General features: G+C 58.4%; 20 protein-coding genes. 8 read left to right on the top strand and 12 right to left on the bottom strand.

The genetic code is table 11. The features are described 5' to 3' along the window. Positions 1 to 2: 2 nt before the first annotated feature. The 8 genes from ACR0IK_RS11800 to ACR0IK_RS11765 all read left to right on the top strand — a co-directional run bounded on the left by ACR0IK_RS11800 (position 3) and on the right by ACR0IK_RS11765 (position 9,856). Positions 3 to 809 (top strand): IclR family transcriptional regulator, encoded by an 807-nt coding sequence (locus ACR0IK_RS11800; protein WP_480641626.1) that lies wholly within the window; start codon positions 3 to 5, stop codon positions 807 to 809. Further along, complete coding sequence (locus ACR0IK_RS11795; protein WP_480641625.1) at positions 806 to 1,864, top strand: ABC transporter ATP-binding protein; 1,059 nt, start codon at positions 806 to 808, stop codon at positions 1,862 to 1,864. The genes ACR0IK_RS11800 and ACR0IK_RS11795 overlap by 4 nt, the downstream gene beginning before the upstream one ends. Positions 1,865 to 2,022: 158 nt before the next feature. After that, positions 2,023 to 2,982, top strand: coding sequence for a dihydrodipicolinate synthase family protein (locus ACR0IK_RS11790; RefSeq protein WP_480641624.1), 960 nt, complete (start codon positions 2,023 to 2,025; stop codon positions 2,980 to 2,982). After that, on the top strand, positions 2,973 to 3,905 hold the full coding sequence (locus ACR0IK_RS11785) for a 4-hydroxyproline epimerase (RefSeq protein ID WP_480641623.1): 933 nt from the start codon (positions 2,973 to 2,975) through the stop codon (positions 3,903 to 3,905). Before ACR0IK_RS11790 ends, ACR0IK_RS11785 begins: the two co-directional genes overlap by 10 nt. Beyond that, positions 3,902 to 5,140: an NAD(P)/FAD-dependent oxidoreductase gene (locus ACR0IK_RS11780; RefSeq protein WP_480641622.1), complete on the top strand. Its 1,239-nt coding sequence runs from the start codon at positions 3,902 to 3,904 to the stop codon at positions 5,138 to 5,140. The genes ACR0IK_RS11785 and ACR0IK_RS11780 overlap by 4 nt, the downstream gene beginning before the upstream one ends. An 8-nt stretch (positions 5,141 to 5,148) precedes the next feature. After that, positions 5,149 to 6,174: a trans-3-hydroxy-L-proline dehydratase gene (locus ACR0IK_RS11775; protein ID WP_480641621.1), complete on the top strand. Its 1,026-nt coding sequence runs from the start codon at positions 5,149 to 5,151 to the stop codon at positions 6,172 to 6,174. 184 nt (positions 6,175 to 6,358) lie between these two features. Next, positions 6,359 to 7,405 (top strand): tetratricopeptide repeat protein, encoded by a 1,047-nt coding sequence (locus tag ACR0IK_RS11770; protein WP_480641620.1) that lies wholly within the window; start codon positions 6,359 to 6,361, stop codon positions 7,403 to 7,405. Positions 7,406 to 7,642: 237 nt separating this feature from the next. Continuing rightward, a complete protein-coding gene (locus ACR0IK_RS11765) occupies positions 7,643 to 9,856 on the top strand; it encodes an NADP-dependent isocitrate dehydrogenase (protein ID WP_480641619.1) in 2,214 nt (737 codons plus the stop codon). Between the two features lie 275 nt (positions 9,857 to 10,131). Here the strand turns inward: ACR0IK_RS11765 and ACR0IK_RS11760 are convergent, their stop codons facing one another. The 12 genes from ACR0IK_RS11760 to ACR0IK_RS11705 all read right to left on the bottom strand — a co-directional run bounded on the left by ACR0IK_RS11760 (position 10,132) and on the right by ACR0IK_RS11705 (position 25,892). Further along, a complete protein-coding gene (locus ACR0IK_RS11760) occupies positions 10,132 to 11,241 on the bottom strand; it encodes a peptidoglycan-binding protein LysM (RefSeq protein WP_480641618.1) in 1,110 nt (369 codons plus the stop codon). A gap of 43 nt (positions 11,242 to 11,284) precedes the next feature. After that, the gene (locus ACR0IK_RS11755; protein ID WP_480641617.1) at positions 11,285 to 12,547 is read right to left on the bottom strand and encodes a type 2 periplasmic-binding domain-containing protein; all 1,263 of its coding nucleotides are present in this window, start codon (positions 12,545 to 12,547) and stop codon (positions 11,285 to 11,287) included. 22 nt (positions 12,548 to 12,569) lie between these two features. Then, a complete protein-coding gene (locus ACR0IK_RS11750) occupies positions 12,570 to 13,355 on the bottom strand; it encodes a PP2C family protein-serine/threonine phosphatase (RefSeq protein WP_480641616.1) in 786 nt (261 codons plus the stop codon). Positions 13,356 to 13,358: 3 nt separating this feature from the next. Continuing rightward, positions 13,359 to 14,399: an FHA domain-containing protein gene (locus ACR0IK_RS11745; RefSeq protein ID WP_480641615.1), complete on the bottom strand. Its 1,041-nt coding sequence runs from the start codon at positions 14,397 to 14,399 to the stop codon at positions 13,359 to 13,361. A 179-nt stretch (positions 14,400 to 14,578) separates the two neighbouring features. Beyond that, positions 14,579 to 16,690, bottom strand: a complete 2,112-nt coding sequence (locus ACR0IK_RS11740; RefSeq protein ID WP_480641614.1) for a serine/threonine protein kinase — start codon at positions 16,688 to 16,690, stop codon at positions 14,579 to 14,581. Positions 16,691 to 17,029: 339 nt separating this feature from the next. Next, the gene (locus ACR0IK_RS11735; protein WP_480591344.1) at positions 17,030 to 18,316 is read right to left on the bottom strand and encodes a dynamin family protein; all 1,287 of its coding nucleotides are present in this window, start codon (positions 18,314 to 18,316) and stop codon (positions 17,030 to 17,032) included. Then, positions 18,313 to 20,355 (bottom strand): dynamin family protein, encoded by a 2,043-nt coding sequence (locus ACR0IK_RS11730; protein WP_480641613.1) that lies wholly within the window; start codon positions 20,353 to 20,355, stop codon positions 18,313 to 18,315. The genes ACR0IK_RS11735 and ACR0IK_RS11730 overlap by 4 nt, the downstream gene beginning before the upstream one ends. 67 nt (positions 20,356 to 20,422) lie before the next feature. Continuing rightward, entirely contained in the window at positions 20,423 to 21,292 is an 870-nt protein-coding gene (locus tag ACR0IK_RS11725; protein WP_480641612.1) for a hypothetical protein, read from the bottom strand. Between the two features lie 23 nt (positions 21,293 to 21,315). Beyond that, a complete protein-coding gene (locus tag ACR0IK_RS11720) occupies positions 21,316 to 21,717 on the bottom strand; it encodes a hypothetical protein (protein ID WP_480591331.1) in 402 nt (133 codons plus the stop codon). A gap of 22 nt (positions 21,718 to 21,739) precedes the next feature. Beyond that, a complete protein-coding gene (locus tag ACR0IK_RS11715; RefSeq protein ID WP_480591328.1) occupies positions 21,740 to 23,464 on the bottom strand; it encodes a dynamin family protein in 1,725 nt (574 codons plus the stop codon). An 8-nt stretch (positions 23,465 to 23,472) separates the two neighbouring features. Beyond that, positions 23,473 to 25,482: a dynamin family protein gene (locus tag ACR0IK_RS11710; RefSeq protein ID WP_480641611.1), complete on the bottom strand. Its 2,010-nt coding sequence runs from the start codon at positions 25,480 to 25,482 to the stop codon at positions 23,473 to 23,475. Between the two features lie 2 nt (positions 25,483 to 25,484). Beyond that, positions 25,485 to 25,892 carry a hypothetical protein gene (locus ACR0IK_RS11705; RefSeq protein ID WP_480591620.1) on the bottom strand — a complete coding sequence of 136 codons (408 nt, stop codon included), beginning with the start codon at positions 25,890 to 25,892 and terminating at the stop codon, positions 25,485 to 25,487. Between the last annotated feature and the right edge of the window lie 94 nt (positions 25,893 to 25,986).

The raw sequence follows: 25,986 nt of genomic DNA, 5'->3' as shown, positions 1-25,986 counted from the left end.
CCGTGGCTGGTGACGGTACAATAGGAAAAGCATGTGACGTGCTGGATCAGGTGGCGGCTTTTGCCCGCCCGGTCCGATTCGCGGAACTGTTGGAGAGCAGCGATTTTCCCAAGGCAACGCTGTATCGGTTTCTGCAGACGCTGACCAATCAGGGGATGCTGTCGTATGACTCTGATCGACAGACCTATACGCCCGGTCTGAGGCTGGTGCGGCTGGCCCATTCGGCGTGGACGCAAAGCTCACTGGCACCGATTGCGCGGCCGTTTCTGGATTCGCTCAGTCGGGAAACCGGGGAAACGGTGCATCTGGCACAGCTAGATTCCAGTCAGGTGCTGTATGTGGACAAGCGCAACGCTGCCCAGCCAATCGAGATGTACTCGCAAGCGGGCAAGGTCGGTCCGGCTTACTGTACCGGTGTTGGAAAGGCGATGATGGCGTTTCTGGACGAGGCGGCGCTTGATCGCGCTGTGTCGCAGCAAAGCTACCACCGTTTTACCGATAAGACACTGACCACTGAGGCCGCGCTGCGCGCTGACCTCGAATTGATCCGCAGCCGGGGCTACGCCATTGATGATGAAGAGCATGAGCCTGGCATCATCTGCATTGCCTGTCCGATCCTGACTTCGGGTGGGCGGATGCTGGGCGCGATTTCCGTCACCGGATCGACGGAACGAATGGATTTCAATCAGTTGGAAACCTGGGTTCCCCGTGTTCGCCGTGTGGCCGAACAGATCGGGACCGAAGCACAGGCCTGGCGGTTCCCCGAGACCCGCCGCAGCGCCGACAATGACAGGATACAAGCGACATGACGGGTGTGACTCTGAACCAAGCGATCAAGCGGTATGGCGAAACGCAGGTTATTCACGGCATTGATCTGGATATCGAGGATGGTGAGTTCTGCGTGTTCGTTGGTCCTTCGGGCTGCGGTAAATCCACGTTGTTGCGGATGATCGCGGGGCTTGAGGAAACCACCGAAGGGCAGATTCATATCGGCGCGCGCGAGGTGACCCATGTGGACCCTGCGAAACGTGGTGTGGCCATGGTATTCCAGACCTATGCGCTGTACCCGCATATGACAGTGGCCGAAAACATGGGCTTTGGCCTGCGCATGAACGGCGTTGCCAAATCCGAGATCGACCAGAAAGTGCAGCAGGCCTCGAATATCCTGAAACTGGATCAGTACCTCAAGCGTAAGCCCAAGGCGCTGTCCGGAGGCCAGCGTCAGCGGGTGGCCATCGGGCGCGCGATTGTGCGGGGCCCCGAGGTGTTTCTGTTCGACGAACCTCTGTCCAATCTCGACGCCGAACTGCGCGTCGAGATGCGGGTCGAGATCGCGCGGCTGCACAACGAGATCGGCGCGACAATGATCTATGTTACCCACGATCAGGTTGAGGCGATGACGATGGCTGATAAGATCGTGGTGCTTCGAGATGGCCGGATCGAACAAGTCGGCGCTCCGATGGACCTGTATCGCGATCCGGACAACCGGTTTGTAGCCGGCTTCATCGGCTCTCCGGCGATGAATTTCCTTGAGTGCGAATATGCGGATGGCAAGGTTTCGCATCCGGCTCTTGGCGCGCCGCTGGAAGTGGCGGCCAATGTGCCTGCGGGCCTGGACAAGGTCACGCTGGGTATCCGCCCGGAACATATCGAAGTCGACCGCGCAGGAGGCACTTGCACCGTTGATCTCACCGAGGCGCTAGGTGGAGTGAGCTACTCGTACCTGCTGACGCCAAATGGCGACAAACTGATCGTCGAAGAGCGTGACGACCAGCGCAGCAAGCAAGGGGAACGGATCGGTCTTATCGTTCGACCGGAACGCGCGATGCTGTTCGATTCGGAGACCGGCCAGCGGTTCCGATAACCGACAAAAAGCAACCCAAATCAAGCGCGCCGATCCTCCGATCCGGCGCGTTTTTTCTGGGTTTCAATTTTTCTGGATTTTGTATCCAATATCCGTTATGGCGAATTGAAAGGGCTAACCTGCCCGCCCTGACCCTGCATTTTCAAAGGATAGCTCCGATGTCGAACAACGTTTTCACCGGCACCATGCCGGCGCTCATGACCCCTTGTAAGGCGGATCGCACCCCGGATTTCGATGCATTGGTGCGCAAAGGGCAGCAGATGATTGATGCGGGCATGTCGGCGGTGGTCTATTGCGGGTCGATGGGCGACTGGCCGCTGCTGACTGACAAACAACGAATGGAAGGCGTTGAACGCCTGGTCGCTGCAGGGCTGCCCGTGGTGGTCGGTACCGGGGCCATCAACACCAAGTCCGCCCTGGCCTATGCTGCGCATGCGCAGAAAGTAGGGGCTGTTGGGCTTATGGTGATCCCGCGGGTGTTGTCGCGCGGCACGTCTCCGGCCGCGCAAAAGAACCATTTCAAGGCGATCCTGTCTGCCGCGCCGGGTGTGCCTGCGATCATTTACAACAGCCCGTATTACGGTTTTGCCACGCGCGCCGATCTATTCTTCGCTCTGCGTGCCGAGCATCCCAACCTGATCGGATTCAAGGAGTTCGGCGGCAAGGATGACCTGCGCTACGCGGCTGAGAACATCACTAGCCAGGACAATCAGGTGACCCTGATGGTGGGCGTGGATACCGAGGTTTACCACGGCTTCGTCAACTGCGGCGCGACCGGGTCGATCACCGGAATTGGCACAGCTTTACCGCGCGAGGCCCTGTTGTTGGCGACCCTGTCCCAAAAGGCAGCACAAGGCCATGCCGAGGCACGCCAGCGGGCGCAGGAACTGACCGAGGCAATCCAAGTGCTTTCCAGCTTTGACGAAGGCCCCGATCTGGTGCTGTACTACAAACATCTTTTGGTGCTGAACGGCGAACAGGAATACCGTCTGCACTTCAACGAAACGGACGAGTTGAGCGATGCGCAGCGCAACTATTGTGAACAGCAATACGACCTGTTCCGCGCTTGGTTCGCCGATTGGTCTAAACAGGGTGGGGTGATCGCTGAATGCGTGTGATCGACAGCCATACCGGGGGTGAGCCGACGCGGGTCATCCTCGACGGCGCGCCGGATCTGGGTTCTGGACCGCTGGCCGAACGCGCCCGCAGGCTGGCGACGGAACATGAAGGGTTTTACCGGTCGATCATGCTGGAACCACGTGGCCAACCCGCCATGGTCGGCGCGCTGCTGGTCGAGCCGGTCGATCCGTCCTGCGTGACCGGAGTGATCTATTTCGACGTGGACGCCGTGCTGGGTATGTGCGGCCACGGCACCATCGGCCTTGCGGTTACACTGGCGCATCTGGGGCGGATTGATGTTGGACGACACAAGATCGAAACACCTGCGGGTGTCGTGACGGTAGAGCTGCACAATGCCAACACCGTCACCGTCATGAATATCGAAAGCCGCCGTGTCCACCGTGATGTGGCATTGGATGTGCCGGGCTATGGCGCGGTGACGGGGGATGTTGCCTATGGCGGCAACTGGTTTTTCATCGTTGATCCCAGCCCAATCCCGGTTGAGACCGGCAATATCTGGCAGTTGACCGATATGACGATTGCGATCCGCAAGGCCTCAATCGCGCAAGGCATAGGAGGAGAGCTGGGCGAGCCAATCGACCACGTGATCTTTCAGGACACCTCTCCCGATCCGGACGTCCACAGCCGCAACTTTGTGCTATGCCCCGATGACAACTACGACCGCTCACCCTGTGGTACCGGCAGTTCGGCGCGGCTGGCCTGTCTGGCTGCGGACGGTGCATTGGCTCCCGGAGAGGAAATCGTCCAGCACAGCGTTATCGGCAGCGTCTATCACCTGTCTTATCAATTGGGTGTGAACGGTGGGGTCATCCCCTCAATCACGGGGCAGGCTCATGTCATGGCCGAGGCGACATTGATGTTTGATGAAAACGATCCGTTCAAGGCGGGCATAGAGCTATGACGAAGCAGGTCGTTGTGATCGGGGCCGGTGTCATCGGAATCACAACGGCGCTGGAGCTGCAGCGCCGGGGCCATTGTGTTGTGGTTCTGGATCGTGAGGGCGTCGCCGCGCAAGCCTCGGCCGGAAATGCGGGCGCCTTCGCCTTTTCCGAGGTTGAACCGCTGGCAACCCCCGGCATCATGAAAAGGGCACCGAAATGGCTGCTGGACCCGCTCGGGCCGCTGTCCATCCCGCCCGCCTATGCGCTGAAAATCGCGCCGTGGATGATCCGGTTTTGGCGGGCAAGCCGTCCAGATCGTTACAAGCAACTCCTGCATGCTCAGGCCAGCCTGATGGATCAGTCTAGCGCGGCCCTGACCCGATTGATTGCGTCGGTGAAAGGCGAGGCGATGATGCAGCGCGACGGGCAGATGCAGCTTTATGAAAACGAGGCAGAGTACCGTGCCAGCCTGCCTACATGGGAGCTGCGGCGCCAACACGGCATAGACTTCGAGCTGCTGGAAAGCTTTGAAGCGATTGCTGAATTGCAACCTGGCCTCAGCCCGCGGTTCACCCATGCTGGGTTTACGCCGAACTGGATCAACACCGTTGATCCCAAAAAATGGGTGGAGCATCTGGCGCAAACGTTTCAGAGCCGGGGTGGCCGGATCGAGCGCCAGGAAATCTGCGCACTGACCCCGATAGATAGCGGAGTACGGATCACGCTGACAGAACGCGAGGTCGAGGCGGACAAAGTCGTCTTGTGCGCCGGGGCCTGGTCTCACCACATTGCGCGGACACTTGGCGATCAAATACCGCTGGAAACTGAACGCGGCTACAACACGACCCTTCCCGCGGGCGCGTTTGACCTGCGTATGCATCTGACATTCTCAAGCCATGGATTTGTGGCCAGCCGGATCAATGGCGGCGTGCGGATTGGCGGCGCGGTTGAACTGGGGGGGCTGGAACTCCCTCCGAATTACAAACGGGCCGATACATTGCTGCAAAAAGCCACGCAATTTCTGCCCGGCCTGAACACGGAAGGCGGCACGCAATGGATGGGTTTCCGCCCGTCGCTGCCCGACAGCCTGCCGGTGATCGGGGCTTCGCCACGGGCAGGGGACGTGATCTACGCATTCGGTCACGGTCATCTGGGCCTGACCCAATCGGCAGGTACGGCCGAACTGGTTGGCGCCCTGGTTGACGGCCAGCCCGCCCAGATTCCCCTGACCCCATTCTCGGCCTCCCGTTTTTAGGACAGGACATGCGCAGCTGCAAAACCATTCATGTGATCTCGGCCCACGCCGAAGGTGAGGTGGGTGACGTGATTGTTGGTGGTGTCCAGCCACCGCCCGGAGAAACCATCTGGGAACAGCGTGCCTTCATTGCGCAGGACCAGACCTTGCGAAACTTCGTGCTGAATGAGCCGCGTGGTGGCGTGTTTCGGCATGTTAATCTACTGGTACCGCCGAAACATCCCGACGCCGACGCCGCCTTGATCATCATGGAGCCTGAAGACACGCCGCCCATGTCCGGCTCAAACTCGATCTGCGTGTCCACCGTTTTGCTGGATGGCGGGATCATTCCGATGCAAGAGCCCGAGACCCTCATGACGCTTGAGGCCCCCGGTGGGTTGGTGAAGGTCCGGGCCGAATGCCGAAACGGCAAAGCCGAGCGCATCTTTGTGCAAAACCTGCCCAGTTTTGCCGACAAGATATCCATTCCGCTGGAGGTTGCGGGCATCGGCACCCTGACCGTGGACACCGCCTATGGCGGGGACAGCTTCGTGGTGGTCGATGCGGCGGCGCTGGGGTTCGAGATCGTTGAAGACGAGGCCCGCGACATCGCGCGTATGGGTGTGGCCATCACCAACGCGGCCAATGAACAGCTTGGCTTTACCCACCCCGAGAACCCGGATTGGGATCACATCTCCTTCTGCGCCTTTTGCGGGCCTCTGGACGAAACCGAAACCGGCCTGACCGGCAAATCCGCGGTCGCCATTCAGCCGGGCAAGGTTGACCGGTCCCCCACCGGTACGGCGGTTTCGGCGCGGATGGCCCTGATGGCCGCAAAGGGCCAAATGACGGTCGGTCAAACGTTCGAGGCGGTCTCGATCATCGGATCGCGCTTTACCGGACGGATTGTCGAGCAAGCCCAAGTCGGCGACCGCCCAGCCATCATCCCCGAAATCAGCGGCCGAGGCTGGATCACCGGCACGCACCAACACATGCTGGACCCGGACGACCCCTGGCCCGGCGGGTATCGGTTGAGCGACACGTGGGGCGTCTGACCCACAGTTCAGGATTTAGAGCAACTGCTTGACCAAACTCGCTTTTGTGCCCACCTCTGTATTGCTGCTGTAAGTTGAATATGAAGGGCTTTGGGGTTCAGTGAGATTTCGTTTTACCGTAGCGGTCGTAGCAGTGGCTTCTTTGGGTTTCGCGCTTAGCGCAGGGGCCGAAGAGTCAACCAAAGTGCAAGCACTTAAGGATGATTGTCAGACAGTCAACGAGGCTCCTTCGGAAGCTTACGAAGCTTGTTCGCAGCTGCTGAAAATGGATGGTCTTTCAGAGGACGACCGGTTTGATGCTTTGTTCTTTCGAGGAGCGGCGAGCTTCGTCGTCGAGCAGTATACAGCGGCAACTCAGGATCTTACCGAAGCTCTTGAGATTCAGCCGGACTCTGTTCCAGCCCTCGCGGGTAGGGCTCTTGCTTTCATTAAAATGGGTGATTTGGAGCGAGCTGAACAAGACAATGCCAAAGCACTGTCACTTGATTTCGAAAACAAAGTCAGTCTGCTTAACGTAGCCAGAATTGAAAACAGCCGTGGCGACATTGAAGCCGCCATTGTGGCGAGCGAAAAAGTTCTGGATGTCGACCCCAATGTTTCAGAAGCTTACATGTATTTGATGGAGCGACACTATGAAATTGGCGGACTAACACAAGTAACTGCATTTCTTGACCGTGCCAGTCATCGATGGTCTGACGCAGACTGGGTCTTTGATTTTCAGCTGTTTACGGCCATTAACTATACCGGTGATGTCGAAGCCGCAGTTTCGGCGGTGTCTCAACAAGCCAGACGCAAACTCGATCCCGCCAATGAAGCTTTTACGCTTGCATTGATTCATCTTAAAATCGGGGATGAAGCCAAAGGCATTGAATATGTCAGGAAATTTACGGAACTGTATTCTTTCCGGCAGCCAATAGTCGAGCAATTGTATCAGTCTGCGCTGAGTTGGGGAGTTTTTGGACGGAGCGATCGATGGGTTATTCGTATGGCGACCTATGCTGCGATTGGCCGAAGGGATCTGGCCAAAGCTGAGATAGATGGTTTTCTGCGAGACACCGGGGAAAACGGTCGCACGTTTTTTTTGGGACTGGTCCAAAAGGCAGGTGTTCCGGTTCCAGAGGAAGCTCAGGCAGGTTCACGCGCGCACCTTGAAGACACCATACTGCGTTATCTGGACCATGTTGAGGATATGGGCGGACTTAGTGATTTCGGCTTGGCGAACAAAGACTGACCGTCATGCTGGGGCTGCTGCGCCCAAATTCTTGGAAAACAGATATTACCTGTTACCCCGTGTCAATTTGCGCCCCCACTAGAGGATTGATCCGAAACGCATCCTGTTTTAAGGGAGGCCCTGTCAAATCAGAGTCACCATTGGGGCGGTAGGATTCTCGCGCCCCATCCGCAGCCACGAATACGTGGCACACTCTTGGATCGCACGCCCCGAAAGGCTTAAAAAAGGTAAAAGAATATGGCAGAAAAATCGAACTTCGATATATTGTATACCATTGTAGACGAAGCGCCCGAGCTGGCCAGCGCGTCGTTCCTGCCCATCATTCGCAAGTTCGCCGGCGCCGCGGGTGTCAGCGTCGGAACCAAGGATATTTCGCTGGCGGGCCGTATTCTGGCGACCTTTCCGGAAAACCTGACCGATGCACAGCGCATCACCGACGATCTGGCCGCACTGGGTGAGCTGGTGAAAACGCCCGAGGCCAACGTGATCAAACTGCCGAACATCTCGGCCTCGGTCCCGCAATTGGTTGCTGCGATCGAAGAGCTGCAGGCGCAAGGTTACGACATCCCGAACTACCCTGAAGAACCCGCGAACGACGCAGAAAAGGCGATCCGTGCGCGTTACGATGCCATCAAGGGCTCGGCCGTGAACCCGGTTCTGCGCGAAGGCAACAGCGACCGTCGCGCAGCAAAGGCCGTAAAAAACTACGCTCAGAACAACCCGCATTCGATGGGGGAATGGTCCGCAGACAGCAAAACCAAAGTGTCGTCGATGTCGGATAACGATTTCTACGCAAACGAAAAATCGGCCACCATCACTGCAGCGCAGGCCGGTGATGCAAAGATCGAGTTTGTCGGCAAAGACGGCAGCGTGACCGTTCTGAAAGACGGTTGGACGCTGGACGAAGGCACCGTGGCGGACGCGACCTGCATGTCGGTCAAAGCCCTGTCTTCGTTCCTGGCTGATGCCATCGAAGACACCAAGAAAGACGGCACCATGTTCTCGCTTCATATGAAAGCGACCATGATGAAAGTGTCGGACCCGATCATCTTTGGCTATGCGGTCAAAGCCTGGCTTGCCCCGGTGTTCGAGAAATTCGGTGCCGAACTGGACGCGCTGGGTGTAAATCCGAACTCGGGTCTGGGCGACCTGCTGGATCGCGTCAAAGACAACGCCGAGATCGTGGCCGCCATCGACGCTCTGAAAGGCGAGCGTCCGTCGATGTACATGGTCGACAGCGACAAGGGCATCACCAACCTGCATGTACCGTCGGATGTGATCATCGACGCCTCGATGCCCGCCGTGATCCGCGCGGGCGGTAAGGGCTGGGATGAGACCGGTGCCAAGGGTGACACCAACTGCGTGATCCCGGACCGCTGCTATGCCGGTGTCTATGACGAAACCATCAACTTCTTCAAAGCCAATGGCGCACTGAACCCAGCCACTGCCGGCGCTGTCGCCAACGTCGGCCTGATGGCGCAGAAGGCTGAGGAATACGGCTCGCACCCGACCACGTTCCAGGCCCCTGCAGACGGAACCATCCGTGTCGTTTTGGCCAATGGCGAAACACTGCACGAGCATGCGGTTGAAATGGGCGATATCTGGCGGTCCTGCACCGTAAAGAAGGCCCCGATCGAGAACTGGATTCAGCTGGCGATGGACCGTCAGCGCCTGACCGGATCCGAGGCGATCTTCTGGCTGGACGCAAACCGCGCCCACGATGCTGAGCTGATCAAATACGTCAAACCGGCGCTTGAGGCTGCTGGCGTGGCTGACAAGTTCCAGATCATGGCACCGCGCGAAGCAACCCGTCAGTCTCTGGAAACCATTACGGCGGGAAAGGACTCGATCGCGATCACCGGCAACGTGCTGCGGGATTACCTTACCGACCTGTTCCCGATCCTGGAGCTGGGCACCTCGGCCAAGATGCTGTCCATCGTCAAGCTTATGAATGGCGGTGGCCTGTTCGAAACCGGTGCCGGTGGTTCGGCCCCGAAACACGTGCAGCAGTTGGTCGAAGAAAACCACCTGCGGTGGGACTCGATGGGTGAGTTCTGCGCACTGGGTGAATCGCTGAACTTCCTAGCTGACAGCAAGGGCAATGCGAAGGCGGGTGTATTGGGTGCCGCGGCCGAGGGCGCTACGCAAGGCATTCTGGACAACAATAAGTCGCCCAGCCGCAAGGTTGGACAGCCGGACAACCGCGACAGCCACTATTGGTTTGCACGCTATTGGGCCGAGGCTCTGGCAGCGCAATCCGACGATGCGGATCTGGCGGCTGAGTTCGCGCCCGTCGCCAAGGAGCTGGCCGACAAGGAAGTGCAGATCCTGGGTGAACTGGCCGCCGCACAAGGTGCGCCTGCTGATCTGGGCGGGTACTATCACACCGACCCCGCCAAGACCGCAGCAGTGATGCGTCCCAGCGCAACTTTGAACGCAATCATCGGCTGATTGTGTAGAGCCACGCCCCAAGGCGTGGCTTTTTACGTTTCAGATCAAAGCTTTGAATGGAAAAAGGGGCTGACCCCCAAAGTCAGCCCCTTTTTGAGTGAGTGGGGAGGCTAGGCCTCACCGGTATAGTTGTTTTCAGACTAACACTTTCTACGATTCAGGGTATTAGGGGTTTCCCGTAGTTGCCTCCGGCAAGATCGCGGACATGGAAGGTTCCAGACAAAAAAGAGGCCGGTCCTAAGACCAGCCCCTTGGTAGTCAGGTGAACCGAGGGATCAGTTCGACGCTGCCATCAGTTTCTCGTTGTGCTCGCGCAGCGTGTCCGAAACGATGGCGTACCATTCGCCGGATTCCCGCATTTCATTCAGGCCTTTATTCAGCATCGCCAGATACTGTTTGCCAAACGGGTTGCTGCGGTGGCTGATGAAACGCAGTGAGGACAGAGATGTCACAAACGGGTTTTCCACCAGGTCGTTCGAAGTAAGACCCATTTCCACCATGGTGTCTGAGAACAGCTGCACTTCGAAGGTTGCAACGTCAGCAGTACCTGTCAGAACCGCGTCAAGGCATTCACGTGCGGTGATTGGCTGCATCAGGGTCATAGAGGTGCCGTTGTGCAGGCCTTCCTGTTCGAGGTCGTGGATGAACCAGCCATCCATACGGCAGATAGTTGCGCCCTCCAGCTGACCAAAAGTGGTGGCGCCTGCGTAGTCGCTTTCCGGCAGGGTGTAGAAGCCGACAACGATGTCGTAAACCGGAACGGACGAGTCGAACTGAGTGCAACGGACTTCTGTTTCCCACGACCATTCGTAGGTCCGGTTGGTGCAATCGGGCATGTTCCACGCCATCGACACGTCAAATGCGCCCAGCGGCAGCAGCGTTTCCAGGTGTGAATTCCAGTCGTCCACGAAACTGACCGAATAGTCACGCGCGTTGCCGCCACGCTGCAGCGCTGTGGTACCCAGACGAGTGATCGCGCCGCCACCATTCAGCGATTCATCGGCGAATGGCGCCCAACCATTACCAGTCACCAGCTTGATCGGCGGCTGATAGACGCTGGAACGTTTGACACTGGCCGCGCGTGCTTCTTCGGCCGCAATGATTTCCTGAGCGGACTGACCGTTTGGCAGGCTGCCGTCTTCACAGGGCAGGGCCAAAACCAGACCAGGCGCCAGATCGTTTGGGTTGGTGATGACGTTGCGGTTCGCGTTGAAGATCGGCTGATAGTTCGAAGTGCCATAGGCCGCGATGGCGATGGTTGCCATCGTATCGCCGTCCTCGACGGTATAGTTTGTACAGGCTTCCTGCGCGGCAGCGGCTCCGGCGCTAAGGGCAGTGACGGCGGTGGCCGATATCACGACTTTCTTCAGGTTGAATTCTAACATGTCCACTTCCTCCAGACATTTTTGTTGTCAGGCCGGTTGGGCCTTAGCCATTTTCCATTTGATGACGCAGAGCGGTTGAAACGATATCTCGCCACTCTCCAGATTGCTGCATGATCGCCAGACCCTGGTTGAGCGTCTCAAGGATCGCTTCCCCATCCGGATTATCTTTGTGGGTCATGACGTTAAGCGACTTTATGGCCGCTAGGTTGGGGTTTTCGATAATGCGGTGCTCGTATCCCAGTCGTCCGATTGCTTCGACCGCAAGATGGGCTTCGATTGCCACGATGTCGGCCTTGCCTTCCATGACCGCGTGAAAGCAGTCATCCGGTGAAACGGGGCGCATCAGAGTGATTGCGGGTTCGTAAAGGCCGACCGTATCCATATGCGACAGCGACCAGCCTTCGGGACGACAAATCGTGGCGCCTGCAAAGTCGGCATAGGTCAGAGTCTGCTCATAACCCGAGCCCTCGCGGGCAAAGAATGTATCCACAACCTCGTAGAACGGGTTCGAGAAATTGTAGGTATCACAACGATCGCGGTCCTTTTCGGAAAGCGCCGAGGCCTCTTCGCAATCCGGGCGCGACCAGGGGAAGGTGGCGTCGAAAGCCAAGGTCGGCATCAGCAGGTCCAGATGCGAAGACCAGTCGTTGACGAACTGGATCTTGTAGCCCTGTTCGGGCGCGGCCCGCAGCATCGCGGTTTCCACGAGATTGGTATAGAGGCCGCGATTGGGCAGGGCTTCATCGGTGAAAGGCGCATAGTTGCCGCCAGTGATCAGCAGCAATTGGCGATCCCGGATTTCCGGTCGCTCACCGTCATCCGCGTTGCGGATCAGGGCGGCCCCCTCGGCACGGGCGGCTTCGATTTCCTTTTTGGCCTCGGCCTTGGCGGCAATCACGGCGTCTTCGCTGGCCTTTTTGGCTTCGGCTTCGGCCTCGGCAACCCGGGCTTCGGCGTCGGCGATGGCCTTCTCGGCGCGTTTTTCCGCAGCCTTGACTAACTCGGCAGCCATTTCGGCAGCCATTGCTTCGGCCTCTGTCTGCGGTGACGTTGGCGCGCGCCCGATCTCTTCGAGACAGGGCAGTGTCAGTACGTCGCCCACACGGATGATGTTCGGGTTGTTGCCGATCACATCGCGGTTGGCGTCAAAAATGATGCGGAAATCCTCGGTCGAATACACTTCGATGGCCAACTCGCGCAGGCTGTCGCCGCGCTGGATTTCATAGGTCGAACACGCCTCTTGCGCCGAGGCCGCACCGGCAGCGGCAGTAAGTGCCAGGCTAGATATGAACAGATGGGGTTTCATGGGTCCTGTAGCTTTGCCTTGGTTAGTTTTTTATAAGTTTCACAACGCCGATTGAGGCATTGTCCTGATCCGGATCGTCTTTGGCCCGAAGGGCCTGCCACAACGCGTCGGCGATATCCTGCGCCCAGGCGTGTGCGTTGCTTTGCACGACGGTCTGGATTTCGGTATCGCTGAGGTATTGCAGCCCGTCACTGCCCAGGATCAGTACATCCGATGCGGTCAACTCCAGCGCCTCTTCGGGGCAATCGACCTTGGGTATCTCTGCCCCCATGATGACCGAGGTCAGCTGGTTGCGGTCGGGATGTGCCTGTGCTTCGGCCTCGGTCAGTTTGCCCTCGGCCACCTGCGCGTCGATCACCGGTGCCATGGAGTGATCTTCGTTGATCTGGCTCAGAACCCCATTGCGGAACAGGTACAAAGGGCTGTCGCCGATCGAGATCCAGAAGGCGCGTTGCCCCAGCAGCAACAGCCCCGTCAGGGTCGACCCCATGTTGAATTCACCATCCTTGCCTTCGCAATGGGCTGCAATCGCGGCGTTGGCTTGCATTGCTGCCAGTGGCAATGCATCGGCCACCGCCGCTTCGGACAGGGGGGTATTCTCAAGCTCGGCGTCCAGAGACTCGCGCCAAGCAGCAACCACAAGTTCCGAAGCAACCTCACCGGCTGCGTGGCCGCCCATACCGTCCGCAATCACAACATAGCCAGCATCCGTTGCATCGAACATGCGCGCGGCAATCGCGTCTTCTTGCGACTCGCGTTGACCCTGATCCAGGATCAGCGCGATATCATATGCCGGTTGCGCCAGCATCTATCAGGCATCCCGCCAGTCAAAGCCGTCATCACAGAAGGCGGCAAAGCGGATCGAGGTTTCACTGATGCGGATGAGGTCGCCGCTGGACAGTGCAACAGTGCTGAGAACCGGTTTGCCGTTCAGGCGCACCAGATTGGCCTTGCCGCCGTGTCCCAGATAGCATTTGCGGTCCTCGGGGTCGTAAGCGATCACCGCATGGCTGCTGCGCGAGATACCGGTGTCGCCAAAGTCCAGTTGAATGGCCTGATCATCGTTGCGGCCAATCTGCATCAGGCCTTCGGTCAGCGTGATGCATGCGCCCCGGCCCGGGCCTGCGGTCACGACCAGCCATCCAACTGGAAACGTCTCTTGCGCGGCTTCGGTCTTGGCAACGGGTTCCGAGCTTTCCATCAGGTCCTGAACGTGGGTGTCCGCGCGTTCAAAGCCCAGGAACGTGGTCTTGACTCGACCACGACGATCCTCTGCAGGGGCCGGCGCCGCGGCCTGTTGTACTGGTTCCGGCTGAACTTCCGGTGCAGGCTCGACCGCCACTTCGGGTGTGATTGCGACCTCTGCCATCTGCGCTGGTTGATCGGTTTCAACAGTTTCAACGATCACTTCAACAACCTGTTCTTCTTGAACCGGTTGCTCGGTTACGGCGTCTTCCTCGGTGGCGACGTGCAGGGTCACAACCGGCTCTTCCAGTTCAGGCTGAGCTTCTGGAGCCTCGAAAATGTTGTCCTGCGTTTCGGTGACAACCTCGGTAGTCACGACGTCCACTACGGCCTCGTCTTCCGAAAACTCGGGCATCTCTTCTTCGGGAATCAGGTCATCCGCGTCGTCGTAGTTTTCCGATGACGTAGACATATTGCCACCGCCCAAAGCAGCGCGCAGTGCGTTGAAATCCGCAATCGGCTGGGGCTTTTCGGTCTCGGACGCTGCAGCTTCTTCTTCCACCGTGGTTTCGGCTTCGGGTTCCTTGGCTTTGCCGGCACCTTCGAGCAGCCGGCTAAGAGGGCTTTTGTATTTGAACATGGCGTCGATACCTTTGCTTTCTTTCACAGAACCTGCGTCCTGCGGGGCTGCTATTCGCCTCTGCGCGCAATGGCACAACGGCACTTATGATGCGGAAATCAAACCAACTTTTATCTATCGCGACGGGCCGGTCCCCGTCAGGGTGATGGATTTCCGAGCACCACCCTCAGTTTTCACTTGCGGTAGATCACTTGCGACCGGTCAGATTACTCCTGCTTCAGCTGCATCACGGCATCCGTCTGGACGCCATCGCGCATCACGGTCAGGCGTGCCTGCGCCTGTTTCTCTGCGACCAGAGCGCTCAGCATAGCATCCAGGCTTTCCTGCCCGTCGATGGCTGCCCCGGTTTGCGCTTCCGAGATCAGAACATCGCCGCGCTGCAGATCGCCGGCCGCATCCGCTGAAATGGTGGTGACTACCGTCGTCCAGCTCTGACCATCCTCATTGCGAACGGTAAAACCGTAGCCGTTTTCCAAACCGATCACGCGGATGGCGGGCAGGGCCAACAACCCGTTCTGAGCAAGGGTTTTGCCCAGTGGGCGGTAGCGGGCGGTCACGCGGATATAGCCGTCGGGATCAATTGCCAGGTCGCTTAGCACCTGCGCGGCAAAGCTCGTGTTGTCGCGGATCGGCTCTCCGTTCAGGGTGTAAATCGCATCGCCGCGTTTGACCCAGTCACCAATCACGGACATGTCCTGCGCCGGATCAACACCGGTCACAGCGATGATGCTGCCAGTTGATGCCCGGCGCCTGGATGTCTGGAACGGTATTTCGACATCCCAATGCGAGAATGCAATCTGTGTTTCTGCCGGAGGCACTGAAACCACTGGCGCAGGTTCGGCTGTCCGGGCCTGTTCCGGATCAACCGATTGGTCCTGTGTCTGCTCGACAGGCGCCTGAGGTATTTCTGCCTTAACTGGTGCCGGATCAGCCTGTTCCGGCGAATTATCTGTGGTGGCGACCTGCTCGACAGGTTCTTGCGTTACTGCCACCTGTTCTTCTGTTTCTGGAGCTGTAGGTGCTGATGCTACTGCAACATCCTGTGCCGGTTCGCTTTTTTCACCGGACATCAGAAAGTAACCGCCCGCTGCCAGACCAACTGCAATGACAGCTGCACCGGCAATCAGTTTGCCGCTGCCACCCGATCCGCTTTTAACCACGGTATCGACCGCAACTGCAGCTTCTTCCCTGGGTGTGAACTTGGCCAGTTCATCTTCGTTCTTGTCTTCATTGCCCAAGGCCAGATCGGCATTTCCGGCCAGAAGGGCGGTGACCACAGCTTCGGCATTTTCGCTTTCGGCCTTAATCCGGGCCTTTTCGGCCTCTTCATCCTTGCGGTCCATGGCCACGATGACCGAGACCGGGCGGTAGTCGAACGTATCGAACATGACGCCCGGGCCGCGGAACATGCGCAACCAATCCAGCGCGCTTTGCAGACGGTCGGTGACGTGCACCTCCATCGCCTTGTCGATCGCTTCAAGGAACCCCTCGGGATAGCCTTTGAACCGCCCGGCCAGAGGGGCGTAGGGGTCTCGCTGACTGTTGTTGAAGGCGTTCAGGCGGGTTTGGCCGTCAATCGGGCGCTCGCCGCTGATGGCGTGATACAGCGTGGCAGCCAGCACATAGAGGTCGCTGCTGGGGCCTTGTTCGGCGCCGCGCACATAGAATTCATGCGGCGAGTACCCGTCTTTGATCACACGCAGGGTTAGCAGGGCCGCAGATTGATTTGCAGCCTGTTCGCGCGCCGCGCCAAAGTCGATCAGAACCGGGTCACCGTTTTCATCAATCAGAATGTTGTCGGGCGAGATGTCCCGGTGCAGCATTCCGCTCTGGTGGATGAAAGATACCGCTGACAGCATCTTTTCCGTGACCTGGACGATGAAATCGGGGCCGGTTTTGTTGTCAGTGTTTTCGACGTAATCCAGCAGGTCGCAGCCCTTGATGAAGTCCATCGCGATATAGGCGGTGTCGTTGTCCTCGAACACCTGATGGACGTCGACGATGTTGGGATGAACCAGACGTGCGTGGTTGCGCGCCTCTTGAATAAACAGGTCTATTATCGCGCGCAGGTCTTCCGTATGTCCGGGATCGGCCGGTTCGACCAGATTGCCGTTGCGGTGACACAATGCGCCTGGAAAGCACTCTTTGATCACCACGTCGCGTTCCAGGCTGTCCCGCGCCAGATAGGTAATTCCGAACCCGCCGTTGCTGAGGTAACGCAGGATCTCGTACTGTCCGCGCAACAGCTTGGCGCCGGGTTGAAGTCCTTCGATTTTCGGTTCGTCGTGCGATGCACCGACCGCCTGGTTGTGGCTCATTTCTTTCCGCCCGTTCTGATCGTTTTGCGGTTTTCTTAACTGGGCAAACTCGCCCGTGAACTCGCAACCAAACACAACCGCAGGACACTTGAGACGGTTAGACGTTTCAAATTTGACTTTATTGGGGCCGCCTGATGGCTTCACTAAGGACCGTTTTCATGAAATAACTACATGTTGTATTTCGTGACTATTGAACGACTACATGTTGAAAAAAGATTTGCACAAAATGCAGACGGATCGACTCTTTGTCTCCGCTTGGTCAACGGAGTCGATACATTCGAGACCCGATTCCATGGGTCTCGATTCGCCGAGTCGCGGCGCAATCTTAAGGAGAAATTGTCAGGTTCCGGTTTTCGGTTGCACCGAATCCACCCGGCTGCCTGCCCAAGCCAAATTGTCGCTGAGTTGCGCGAGGATACTGATCGCGTCTTTCAGGGGGGCGTCGCCGCTTTCGAATTGCAACAGCAACAACAGGTCCGTTGCTTTTTCGAACTCGCCTGGTATCCAGTCGGCCTTCGGGTCGATCTCACCGCCTTGCTCAAGGCGCTCGGCGAAATCTTCGACGATTTCCTGACACGAGTGCAGGAAGGCCGACGGTTCGATATCGGACGATTCGCGCAGATCTTCGTAGATGCTTGCGATCGCGGCCAGCCAGTCCTCGAGGATCGGGTTTTCCAAAGGAGGCAGCGCGGATTCCAAGACGGCGTGCACGGATGCGGTGTCGGGCAGCGGCGTCTCAGCCTCCGGGCCCGCCAGTGTTTCCAGAAAGGGCAGGAAGTCCTGTTTCAAATCGGTGCGCGCGGCCTCCAGATCGGCAAGACGTCTGTCGGATGCGATCTGAAGAACCTGCTCAGCCAGGTTCTGACCGCCGCAGGTTTCCCAAAGGGCAAAATCCGGTTCGGGCTCTTGTGCCATGGCGCGCACGGCCACCGGCGTACCGATTGGCACGACCGAGCGGAACAGATCGCCCTTTTCCTTGTTGAGACGCGACAGAACCCGGTCCAGCGCATCGCGGACCGGTGGCAGATCGGCATGAGTGACCGCAAGCAGGCTGTTGGCTTGCAGCTCCTGTGGCACCTTTGTCCAGAGATGACGTTCGGTCTCGCGCCATGCGTTGGTGCCATTGGTGCACCAGATCGCGCAATCCACGAATTTCAGCAAATCGAGGGTTTCTTTGTACGTATCGTCCAATGCTCCGGTTCCGGGCAGGTCAAACAGCGATATCTCCTGCAAGGCAGGGGTGTTCAGGCCGACCGAGATGAAATCAGGCGCATCTGCAGCGGCCTTTTCCAACGCAATTCCGGAATAGGTCTTGGGTTCTTTATCCCACCAGCCGACGGTGGTTTCCGGTGTCTCGGAATAAGCGACGATTACCAGCGGCAGCTTCAGGTGCTGCGGCCCGGTTGGTAGAATGTCCGCCCCGGCCAGCATGTTGGCGAGGCTGGATTTGCCAGCCCCGAATTCCCCGGCAAAACCGATGTTGACCGCGTTGGACAGCCGCCCGGCATGGGCAAGTGCGCGCTCGCGCATCTCGTCCAGCACCGTGTCGGCCGGCATCTTTTCGGTCGCGGTCAGAAAGCGTTCAAGTTGTCTTACTTCCTGTTCGGTTCCGGGAAATTCGATCATTCCGCAGCCTCTGCTAATCGTTTGTCAATGTCATCCGGGCCAAAGACGGCGCCCAGTTCTTCGGTGATGCGCTGCGCGTGGTCAAAGGCCTCTTGCGCCTGGGCCCGCTCGTTGGTTTCGCCGCTTCCGGACCGATGTTCAAGATGTCCGGCCAGCAAGGCCATGTAGTGATCCAGAACTGTGTTCAGACGTTCCAGCAGATCGCTGCGCGCAGTGTCCACCAGATCATCGCCGATCATCTCGAATTCCTGCACGATCATGCGCTCGGCGCGGGTCACGACGCTCTTGCGTGAGATCAGGCGCGACAACCAGCTGACCCGCAATTCAACCGTGATACCCCGCGTCAGCGCAGTGGTGTCCGGGCGGAACCACCGCACCGCACTGGTGTTCATGCGGTTGTCGGTTGGATCCTGCCAGCCGGGCAGGGCGCGCAGCGCTGCGTTGCTTTGCATGTCGACCGTATACAACTCGCTGAGCATCCGTTGACGTACAACCTGTGTGGCCCCCTGCACAAGCTCGCGCATTCGGTCACGCAACGGGGTGAAGTTCAGTTCGGTGTCACCACCCTTTGCCAACAGCGGGGAATCCCCGTTCGGCCCCCGCACCACGACCGATACGGCTTCGGCCACGGTGTCGTCCATGACGCCGCGCAAATTGGCCAGAACATCGTCCATATCATTGATGATCCTGGCAGTCTTGTCGGCAACAAGCGCGCGCAGATCCGTCAGAGTCTTGTCGTTTTCATCATTGTTTTCGGCGGCGGGGGTCGATTCGTCCTCAATGGCGCGCAGATGCGCCCTGCTGCGCTCGACCTCGCCTTGCGCAAAGGTATTGAGATGCTGCCACGCCATTCGCAGCTGTTCGTTGCGCGGGCCCTCGGTCAGTGCACTGGTCACATGTCGGCGCAGGTCCGGCAGGCCCGAAGCGATCATTGCAGCAAAGCGCAGCACACCTTCGCGGCTGATCGGACCGGGACCCTGTTTGATCTCTTCCACACCGTCCAGATATTGCGTCATCTGTTCCGGATGCGCCCGCAGCCAGGCTAGAACTTCATCATGGTTGATGCCGGTCTCGTCGCCGGTCAGCGCGTAATGCGCCCATTGCGCGCTGCCCATCAATACGTCGATGTCCGAATTTCCCAGAGCTTTTTCCAGGCCCTCCATCACGTCGGCCCGGACCTTGCCTGCATCTTCGGCACCGCCGCCCAACTCGTCGACGCGGTTGATGAAGACCACTATCTGACCCAGCTCCAACGCCTGCATCAGGCGAAACAGTTTCAGGTCCGCCCGCGATAGGGCCTGATGCGCCGAAAGGACCACCACAAAGAAGTCGGATTCCTTGAGGTACTGGCGCGAGATTTCCTCGCGGATCAGCAGCGGGTCGTTGACGCCCGGCGTATCGGTTACTGTCAGCGGAAACGGAAAGTGACCGATGTCGAAATAAACCTCGGCCTTGCGGGTGATGTCGCTGTAAAGGCCGCGATCCGAACCCGGGTCGTGTTCGCCCTCTTCGGTCGGGTCGTCACCAGCACAGACATAGCGCGCCAGATCGTCCGAGTTCAGTTCGTCAAGATCGTGATGCTGGCCAAGCAGGTGCTTATAGCTTTCGCCCAGACGCAGCTTTGCGCGGGTTTTCATCGCCTCGACCTGCTCTTCGATCATCTCGCGCTTATAGCTGTCCTCGTCATCGGGGAACATGTTGCGCAGCTCTTCGCCTTCGGCGATCAGTGCCTGCCATTGGCGGTTGTCGAAGAAATGGAACTCGGCCCCCGAGGTCCGCCCCGAGGGGTGGCCGAAATGCATGTCGGTGATCACCGTTGTCCAGGGGTTCACGTCCGACGGCAGGTATTCGGCCTGACCGGTGAAGCCGTTAATCAGACGGGATTTGCCCGCCTTGATCTGCCCGACAAAGGCAATCGAGGGTTTCAGATTTGTCAGATCACTGACAATGCGTGAGATGAACTGACGGGTCTCATCATTCGAGGCGCCGCTCATGTCCTCGGCAATACGGATTAACTCGCGACGATTGTTTTCACTCATAAAACTTACCCTGGTAACTTGTAATCACGGATCGAATTCATCGAAAAATTGAACGAAAGGGGCGTAATCATCCGTCTGGCCTTTTCAGAGTGGCCCACAGGTTGACAACGGCACCCAGTTTGCGTGCCTCGTGGACGGCGACTGCAAAACTCTTACCATCGTTCAAAATGGCCAACCCGGCGCCCTTGCCACCGGAAGGCCGCATGACAATTAACTGCGGTTGGTCCATTACAGAAGCCGTGTCGCCATCCCACCCAGCAAGGTCGAGGGCGAAACGGGCCAGCAGGTCGGAACCGGGGTGCAGAGCTTCCCCTTCGTCACAGGTGCCATCCATGCGCAACGGTTCCCCATCGGCGCCGTTGGCCAGAACCCGGCCCTGAGCAAATCGCTGTGATCCATCGTAGAACTTTTGGGCCAGACAGTCGGCGGGCTCTTCCACCGGTGCTTCGTCGACGGGCGTGGCTTCCTCCGGCTCGTCCGGAACGATGGAAATGACCGGGTCAGCTGGCAGTTCTATTTTCTCGCAGGCGCTTTCGATCTCGCTGAATGTGATGCCCACATCGTCGGCCTCAAGTGCAGTGTCGGGTTGCAGCGAAATCAGCTCCAACGGGGCGGGGGCGGCGGCGATGTCGGTCACCAGTTTGGCCAGCTTGTCAGCCAGTTCCTCGCGGGATTCGGTTTCGAAATCTGGAGCGATGCCGGACTGAACCCGGAACACGTCTGTGATCCGAGAGCTGTTGACTTCAATGGCAAGGCAATGACCATCGGCAGCAGTGAATTCCAGGCGGCGCGGCAGAATGGTGCCGCGAATGGTGTGCAGCACCTTTTTGCGCCGAATCCGGGCGGTTTCCCCGGGAACTGTGACCGCCGGATTCAGGCGTGCCACAGACGAGCGCCCGATGTTGTCGAGCAACTCAAGTATGTCCGTATCCATCATGCCGTGACCCCCTCTGGTCCGGTTTAGACTGCGGCCGCGACTGACCCCAGGCTGAGATGCGATTTTGTCAGCGCCAACCCGACATTGGCGCTGCTGCGACAGATGTAGCAGACCACATGATCGGGATACTCCCGGGTCCGCAGAAAGATATTGAGCCGATCATTCGAAAACACCGCGATTTCCCCAAATCCCGGGTTGTCGACCTCTTCGACGCCAGCCGCGCGCAACAAGTCCTCGAAGGCTTTTACGCCGCGCCCTTGGAACAGGTTAGCCACGGCAAGGGCGAGACTGTCCAGAACGTCCGCGCTGCCCGGGTCCTGGGTGTTGGTCCCAAGCAACATCCCCGTTTCCATGTCGACATACCCGGCTGCAATACAGTCGGGTATGGTATCCATCGCGGTGTTCAATGCGGTTTCGATCGTCATCGCTTGCTACCTGAGGTTCTGCTCATAACACACGGAATTCTGCTCCGCCGTTTTCCGCAGCATTGGGAACGGGGCGAACCGCCCCCTTGGCACGGCGCGCAAAATGCTCGACTGCGATCTGGTCGAATTCCTCGAGGAACGCAACGAACACTTTCTTCATGCCTTCGACATCGTTCGGCAAATCCTCGCCCGCAGCGATGTCGCGCCACATGGACGCCGCACTGAGCGGAGTGTCGGTCGAAACGTTCAGTAAGATTTCTTGACCTTCATCAGTGTCACCCGACGGAGCGGGGTCTTCGGCTGTCGCACCGTTGGGCACGGGAACAACCTGCATGTTCACGAGGCCACTGGATTCGGGCTCTGGCTCATACTCATCCTCGGTGCCATTCGACTGCTCAGCCAGCAAAGCGGCAATCGACGACACCGAAACCTCAGCACGCTGTACATCCGGCTCTTCGACGGATGCCCGATCCTGTTCTGGTGTGTCTGCCAGTTTGTCTTCCATCGACTCCATGAACGGGTCTGATTCTGTTAGGGCGGGTTCCTCCTGGGTATCAACAGGTTCAGCCGCAAGGCTTGTGTCGATTTCGAACTCGTCATCATCCAGTAGATCAAACGGGTCTTCTTCTGCCAGCGTTTCCTTGTATTCGGCCAGATTCAGGCTGTTGCTTTCGGTGTCTCGGAAAAAGGAACGCAGATCGTCACCTTCGGTTTCCGGTTGCGGCTCTGACACCGGAGATTCAGTCTCCATTTCGGCGCGCAGGCGCTCGGCTTCTGCGGCGTCGATGCGTTCTTCGCGGCTGGTATCTTCGGTACGGCGCTCGACACGGGCCGGGCGGATGGGAAAGCTGATGACTTCATCTTGCTTGTTGGCCGTGGGAACGGGGTTCACCAGTTTAAGCGGTGATGGTTCGTCGGTCTGTTCCACCATTCGTTTCGGGCGGATCGGCTGCACAGGTGTGCCCGCTGTCAAGCCGTTGTCGATCTGGTAGCGCGTCAGCATATCGGCGCGGCTGTCCATGATCTGTTCGGTGATCTGAAGAAAGCTGTCCACCATCTTGCCGCCGCCACTGCGCGCCCACTGTTCGGCATCGCCGCTCTTATCCCGGGCGATGATCGCATCTCGAGCCGAGAACAGGATCGAACGGTTGAACAAGTGACCCGCTTCACGGTTAACCCGTCGCAGCACCTTTTGGCGGTCTTTCGCACCCAGCACGTCGGCGCGGGTTACCAGCAGCAAAGAGTTGTGCTGCAGCCGCTCCGGCAAAGACATCCATGTCGCACGTTCGGTCTCGCGCCACGCCTGAGTCGCATGGGTACACCACAAAACACCATTCGCTTGCCCGACCGCGCGGCGCCAGACATCGCTGGAAATCTTCGGGTCAGAGATACCGGGAGTGTCGATCAGGTCCACCGCTTCCAGAATGTCGGCCTCAAGGAAGATGCGCACGAATTGCGCATCGTTGACACCGACGGTGTCCAACTGATCCAGAGTGATGCTCTCGCGGGTCCCATCGGGACGTTGGACATAGGCCGATTTTTTTCCCCAGCTAAACCAGACGGGCGGCAGTTGCGTGGCGGTGACTTGTGTCGGCAGCGCCTGCGTGCGCAGCAGAAAATTCATCAGCGTCGATTTTCCGGCGCTGAATTCTCCCATCAGCGCAAAGATAGGTTTGCGACGGGACCACTGTTCGATGCGTTCCCAAGCCTTAGGAGAGACGAAGCGGGTTTGTGTATCTTTTGCCATATCGCTACTTATGCTGCCTCGTTACTAAGATCTTTCAGGATGTCGCCCAGGATATCGTCGCGGGATTTTTTGGGAGTCATGCCCGCCATCAGGGCCGCCTGGTTCGGATCCTGCTCAGCCGAGGCCGAAATGTTCAGCAGAGTCTCTTTCTGCTCGCGCAGGAAGTCGGACAGGCCAGCCCGAACGTTTTCCAGAACGGCCGCGATCTGGTTTTCCTCAAGGTCTTTGGTGATTGAGTTCGCCTCGGATGCGATCAGGCGCGTGTAGTCTGCAGCATAGGCCTCGAACCCTTTGCGACGTTGCCACCAGCGGCGCCACCAGGTGCTTTGCAAATCCAGCGCGATGGTGCGGCCGATTCCCAGAGGTGGCGGCACGCGAGGCACGATGGGGGCTTCGATGCTGAACTCACCCAGATGGTTGCCCAGCAGCTTTTGGTACAATGCCTCGACATCTGTCGCAGCGGCGCTGTAAAGCGCACCCGCATCTTTGCGCATTGCGCGGGAAAAGCTGAAATAGGCAGCCTTTTGCAAGGTGCGCAGCCCGGCCGGATCATACTGCCAGGTGCCTTCCTCGCCATTCTGTTCCAGATGCGAAATCAACGAGTCCGTAGCCCGTTTGACAAAGTTCGTTTCAGCCGATTTCAACCGCTCCAACACTTTGTCGCGCAGCGCGGTCGTCAGTTCTGCGGTCTTCTTTTCATATTCCTCGGTTACCTTGGCGATGGCTTCTTCCGGGGATACACCGTCCAGATCACGCACCACGCCCTGGCCGTCGGACAAGTTCTTCGCCACCGCAGTCGCCCGAATCTGGCTTGCGATGTTGCGCGCACGATGGCGAACGCGGTCTAGCAAGCGATTGCCTGCCCCTTCGGCGATACGTTCATTCATGGCCAGCAACAGGTCGGGCAAGCCAGAAAGCGCCCAGATCTTGTCGAGCGAGGGGGCTTGGTCGCCGAACCCGGCGGCCAAGTAGAAGGTGTTCAGGGCCTGACGGGATTCTTCCGACAGGATATCCGGATTCCCGGTCAGGGCTGCCTCGGCCCAGATTGCGCTGCCGAACACAACGCTGGTGTTGGTGTCGATATTGTTCTGCTTCAACGTGTCGTAAACCCGATCCCGAATCTCGGGCACCTGATTGACCGGGTCGGACAGCTCGTCGATCCGGTTTACGAACAGGATGATCTGACGGTTTTCGAACTGCGCGATGATCCGCATCAACGCCATATCCATCGTGGTCAGCGCCTGGCTGGCCGCCAGCACAACGACGCAAACCTCGGACCCGCGAAGGCTGCGCAGGGTGATCTGCTCGCGTACCATGAAGGTATCGTTCACGCCGGGCGTATCGCACAGTTTCAGTGAGATCGGGTATTGCGGGATATCCATGAACAGTTCCGCAGACTTGGTGACGTCTGCAAAGCGCCCGGTTTTCGGGTTGATATCCGGGTCGTCTTCATCGCCCAGACAGACATAGCGCTGGATCAGTTCGTCGTCGAAATAGTCATACTGGTGACTTTGCCCCAGAATCAGGTCGAAATGCTGACCAAGACGCGCTTCGGACTTGGCCTTCATCTCGCCAATCTGACGGCGGATATCCTCCATTTCATCATCGGCGCCAGCCCGGTTGGCCAGTTCGCCCAATCGGCCACCGCCGACCATCAGGTTGTCCCACTCTTCTTGTTCAAAGAAAGTGAATTTGGCCTTTTTGTCGCCTTCGGTGCGGGTGTTGATGTTCAACGTGGTCACCACCGAGGTCCACGGGTTCACATCCGAGGGCAACAGGGCAGGGCGCCCCGCAAGGATGTTCACGATCGAGGATTTGCCGGCCTTGACCTGCCCGACCAACGTCACACTGGCCGTAAAGTTCTCCATACGCGTCTTGAGCGTCGCAAGCCGCGCCGAGGATCGTGCATCTGCCACCTCAGTCAGCTGGTCGATCTGCGCCGTCAGCGCCGTCATCGCCGAGGTCATCGGCGTCAGCGCTTCGTTTCCTACGGACAGAAGGTGGTCGTTTCGGGCCATGGTCAGCCTCCGGTTCCAGTAGCGGCGATGTGAGGTTGCATCTGACCGTCAGAAGAGCTGGTCAGGATGTCGATCCGGGCGATCAGATTCAGCGCATTGCCCAAAATCGCGGCCTCGTCACCCGGCGAAATCTCTTCGTAGGCACGGGAATCGGCAAGTACTTCGATCGAGCTGAACTGTTCGCTGTTTTCAAGCAGGGCCAGACGGCGTCCGGTCGGAAAACCCTGGGATTTGGTTTTAGGCAGCGGCATCCGAGAATTGGCGAGCAGATAGTGGCCCCCCGAATGCGTGCGCAAGGAAACGCCAAAGCCCGTATTCGGATGGTTCTGATTCAAGGACTTCAGTTCACCAAGGAAACTTTCACGTGCAAGACCAACGGCGTCTTGCTCAGCAGTGGCAGAGTTCATCATATTGGTCACGGCTAAGACCCCTGTGTTCGAGTTGAGCAAAAAACTCTTACGGCGCCCGAAGGCGGGAAAGACTCATTAATTCCCGCCGTCCATC

The organism is Ruegeria sp. BF7 (genome assembly GCF_056538605.1).
The sequence above is the reverse complement of the archived record's forward strand: the minus strand, read 5'-3'. Positions and strand labels throughout refer to the sequence as shown.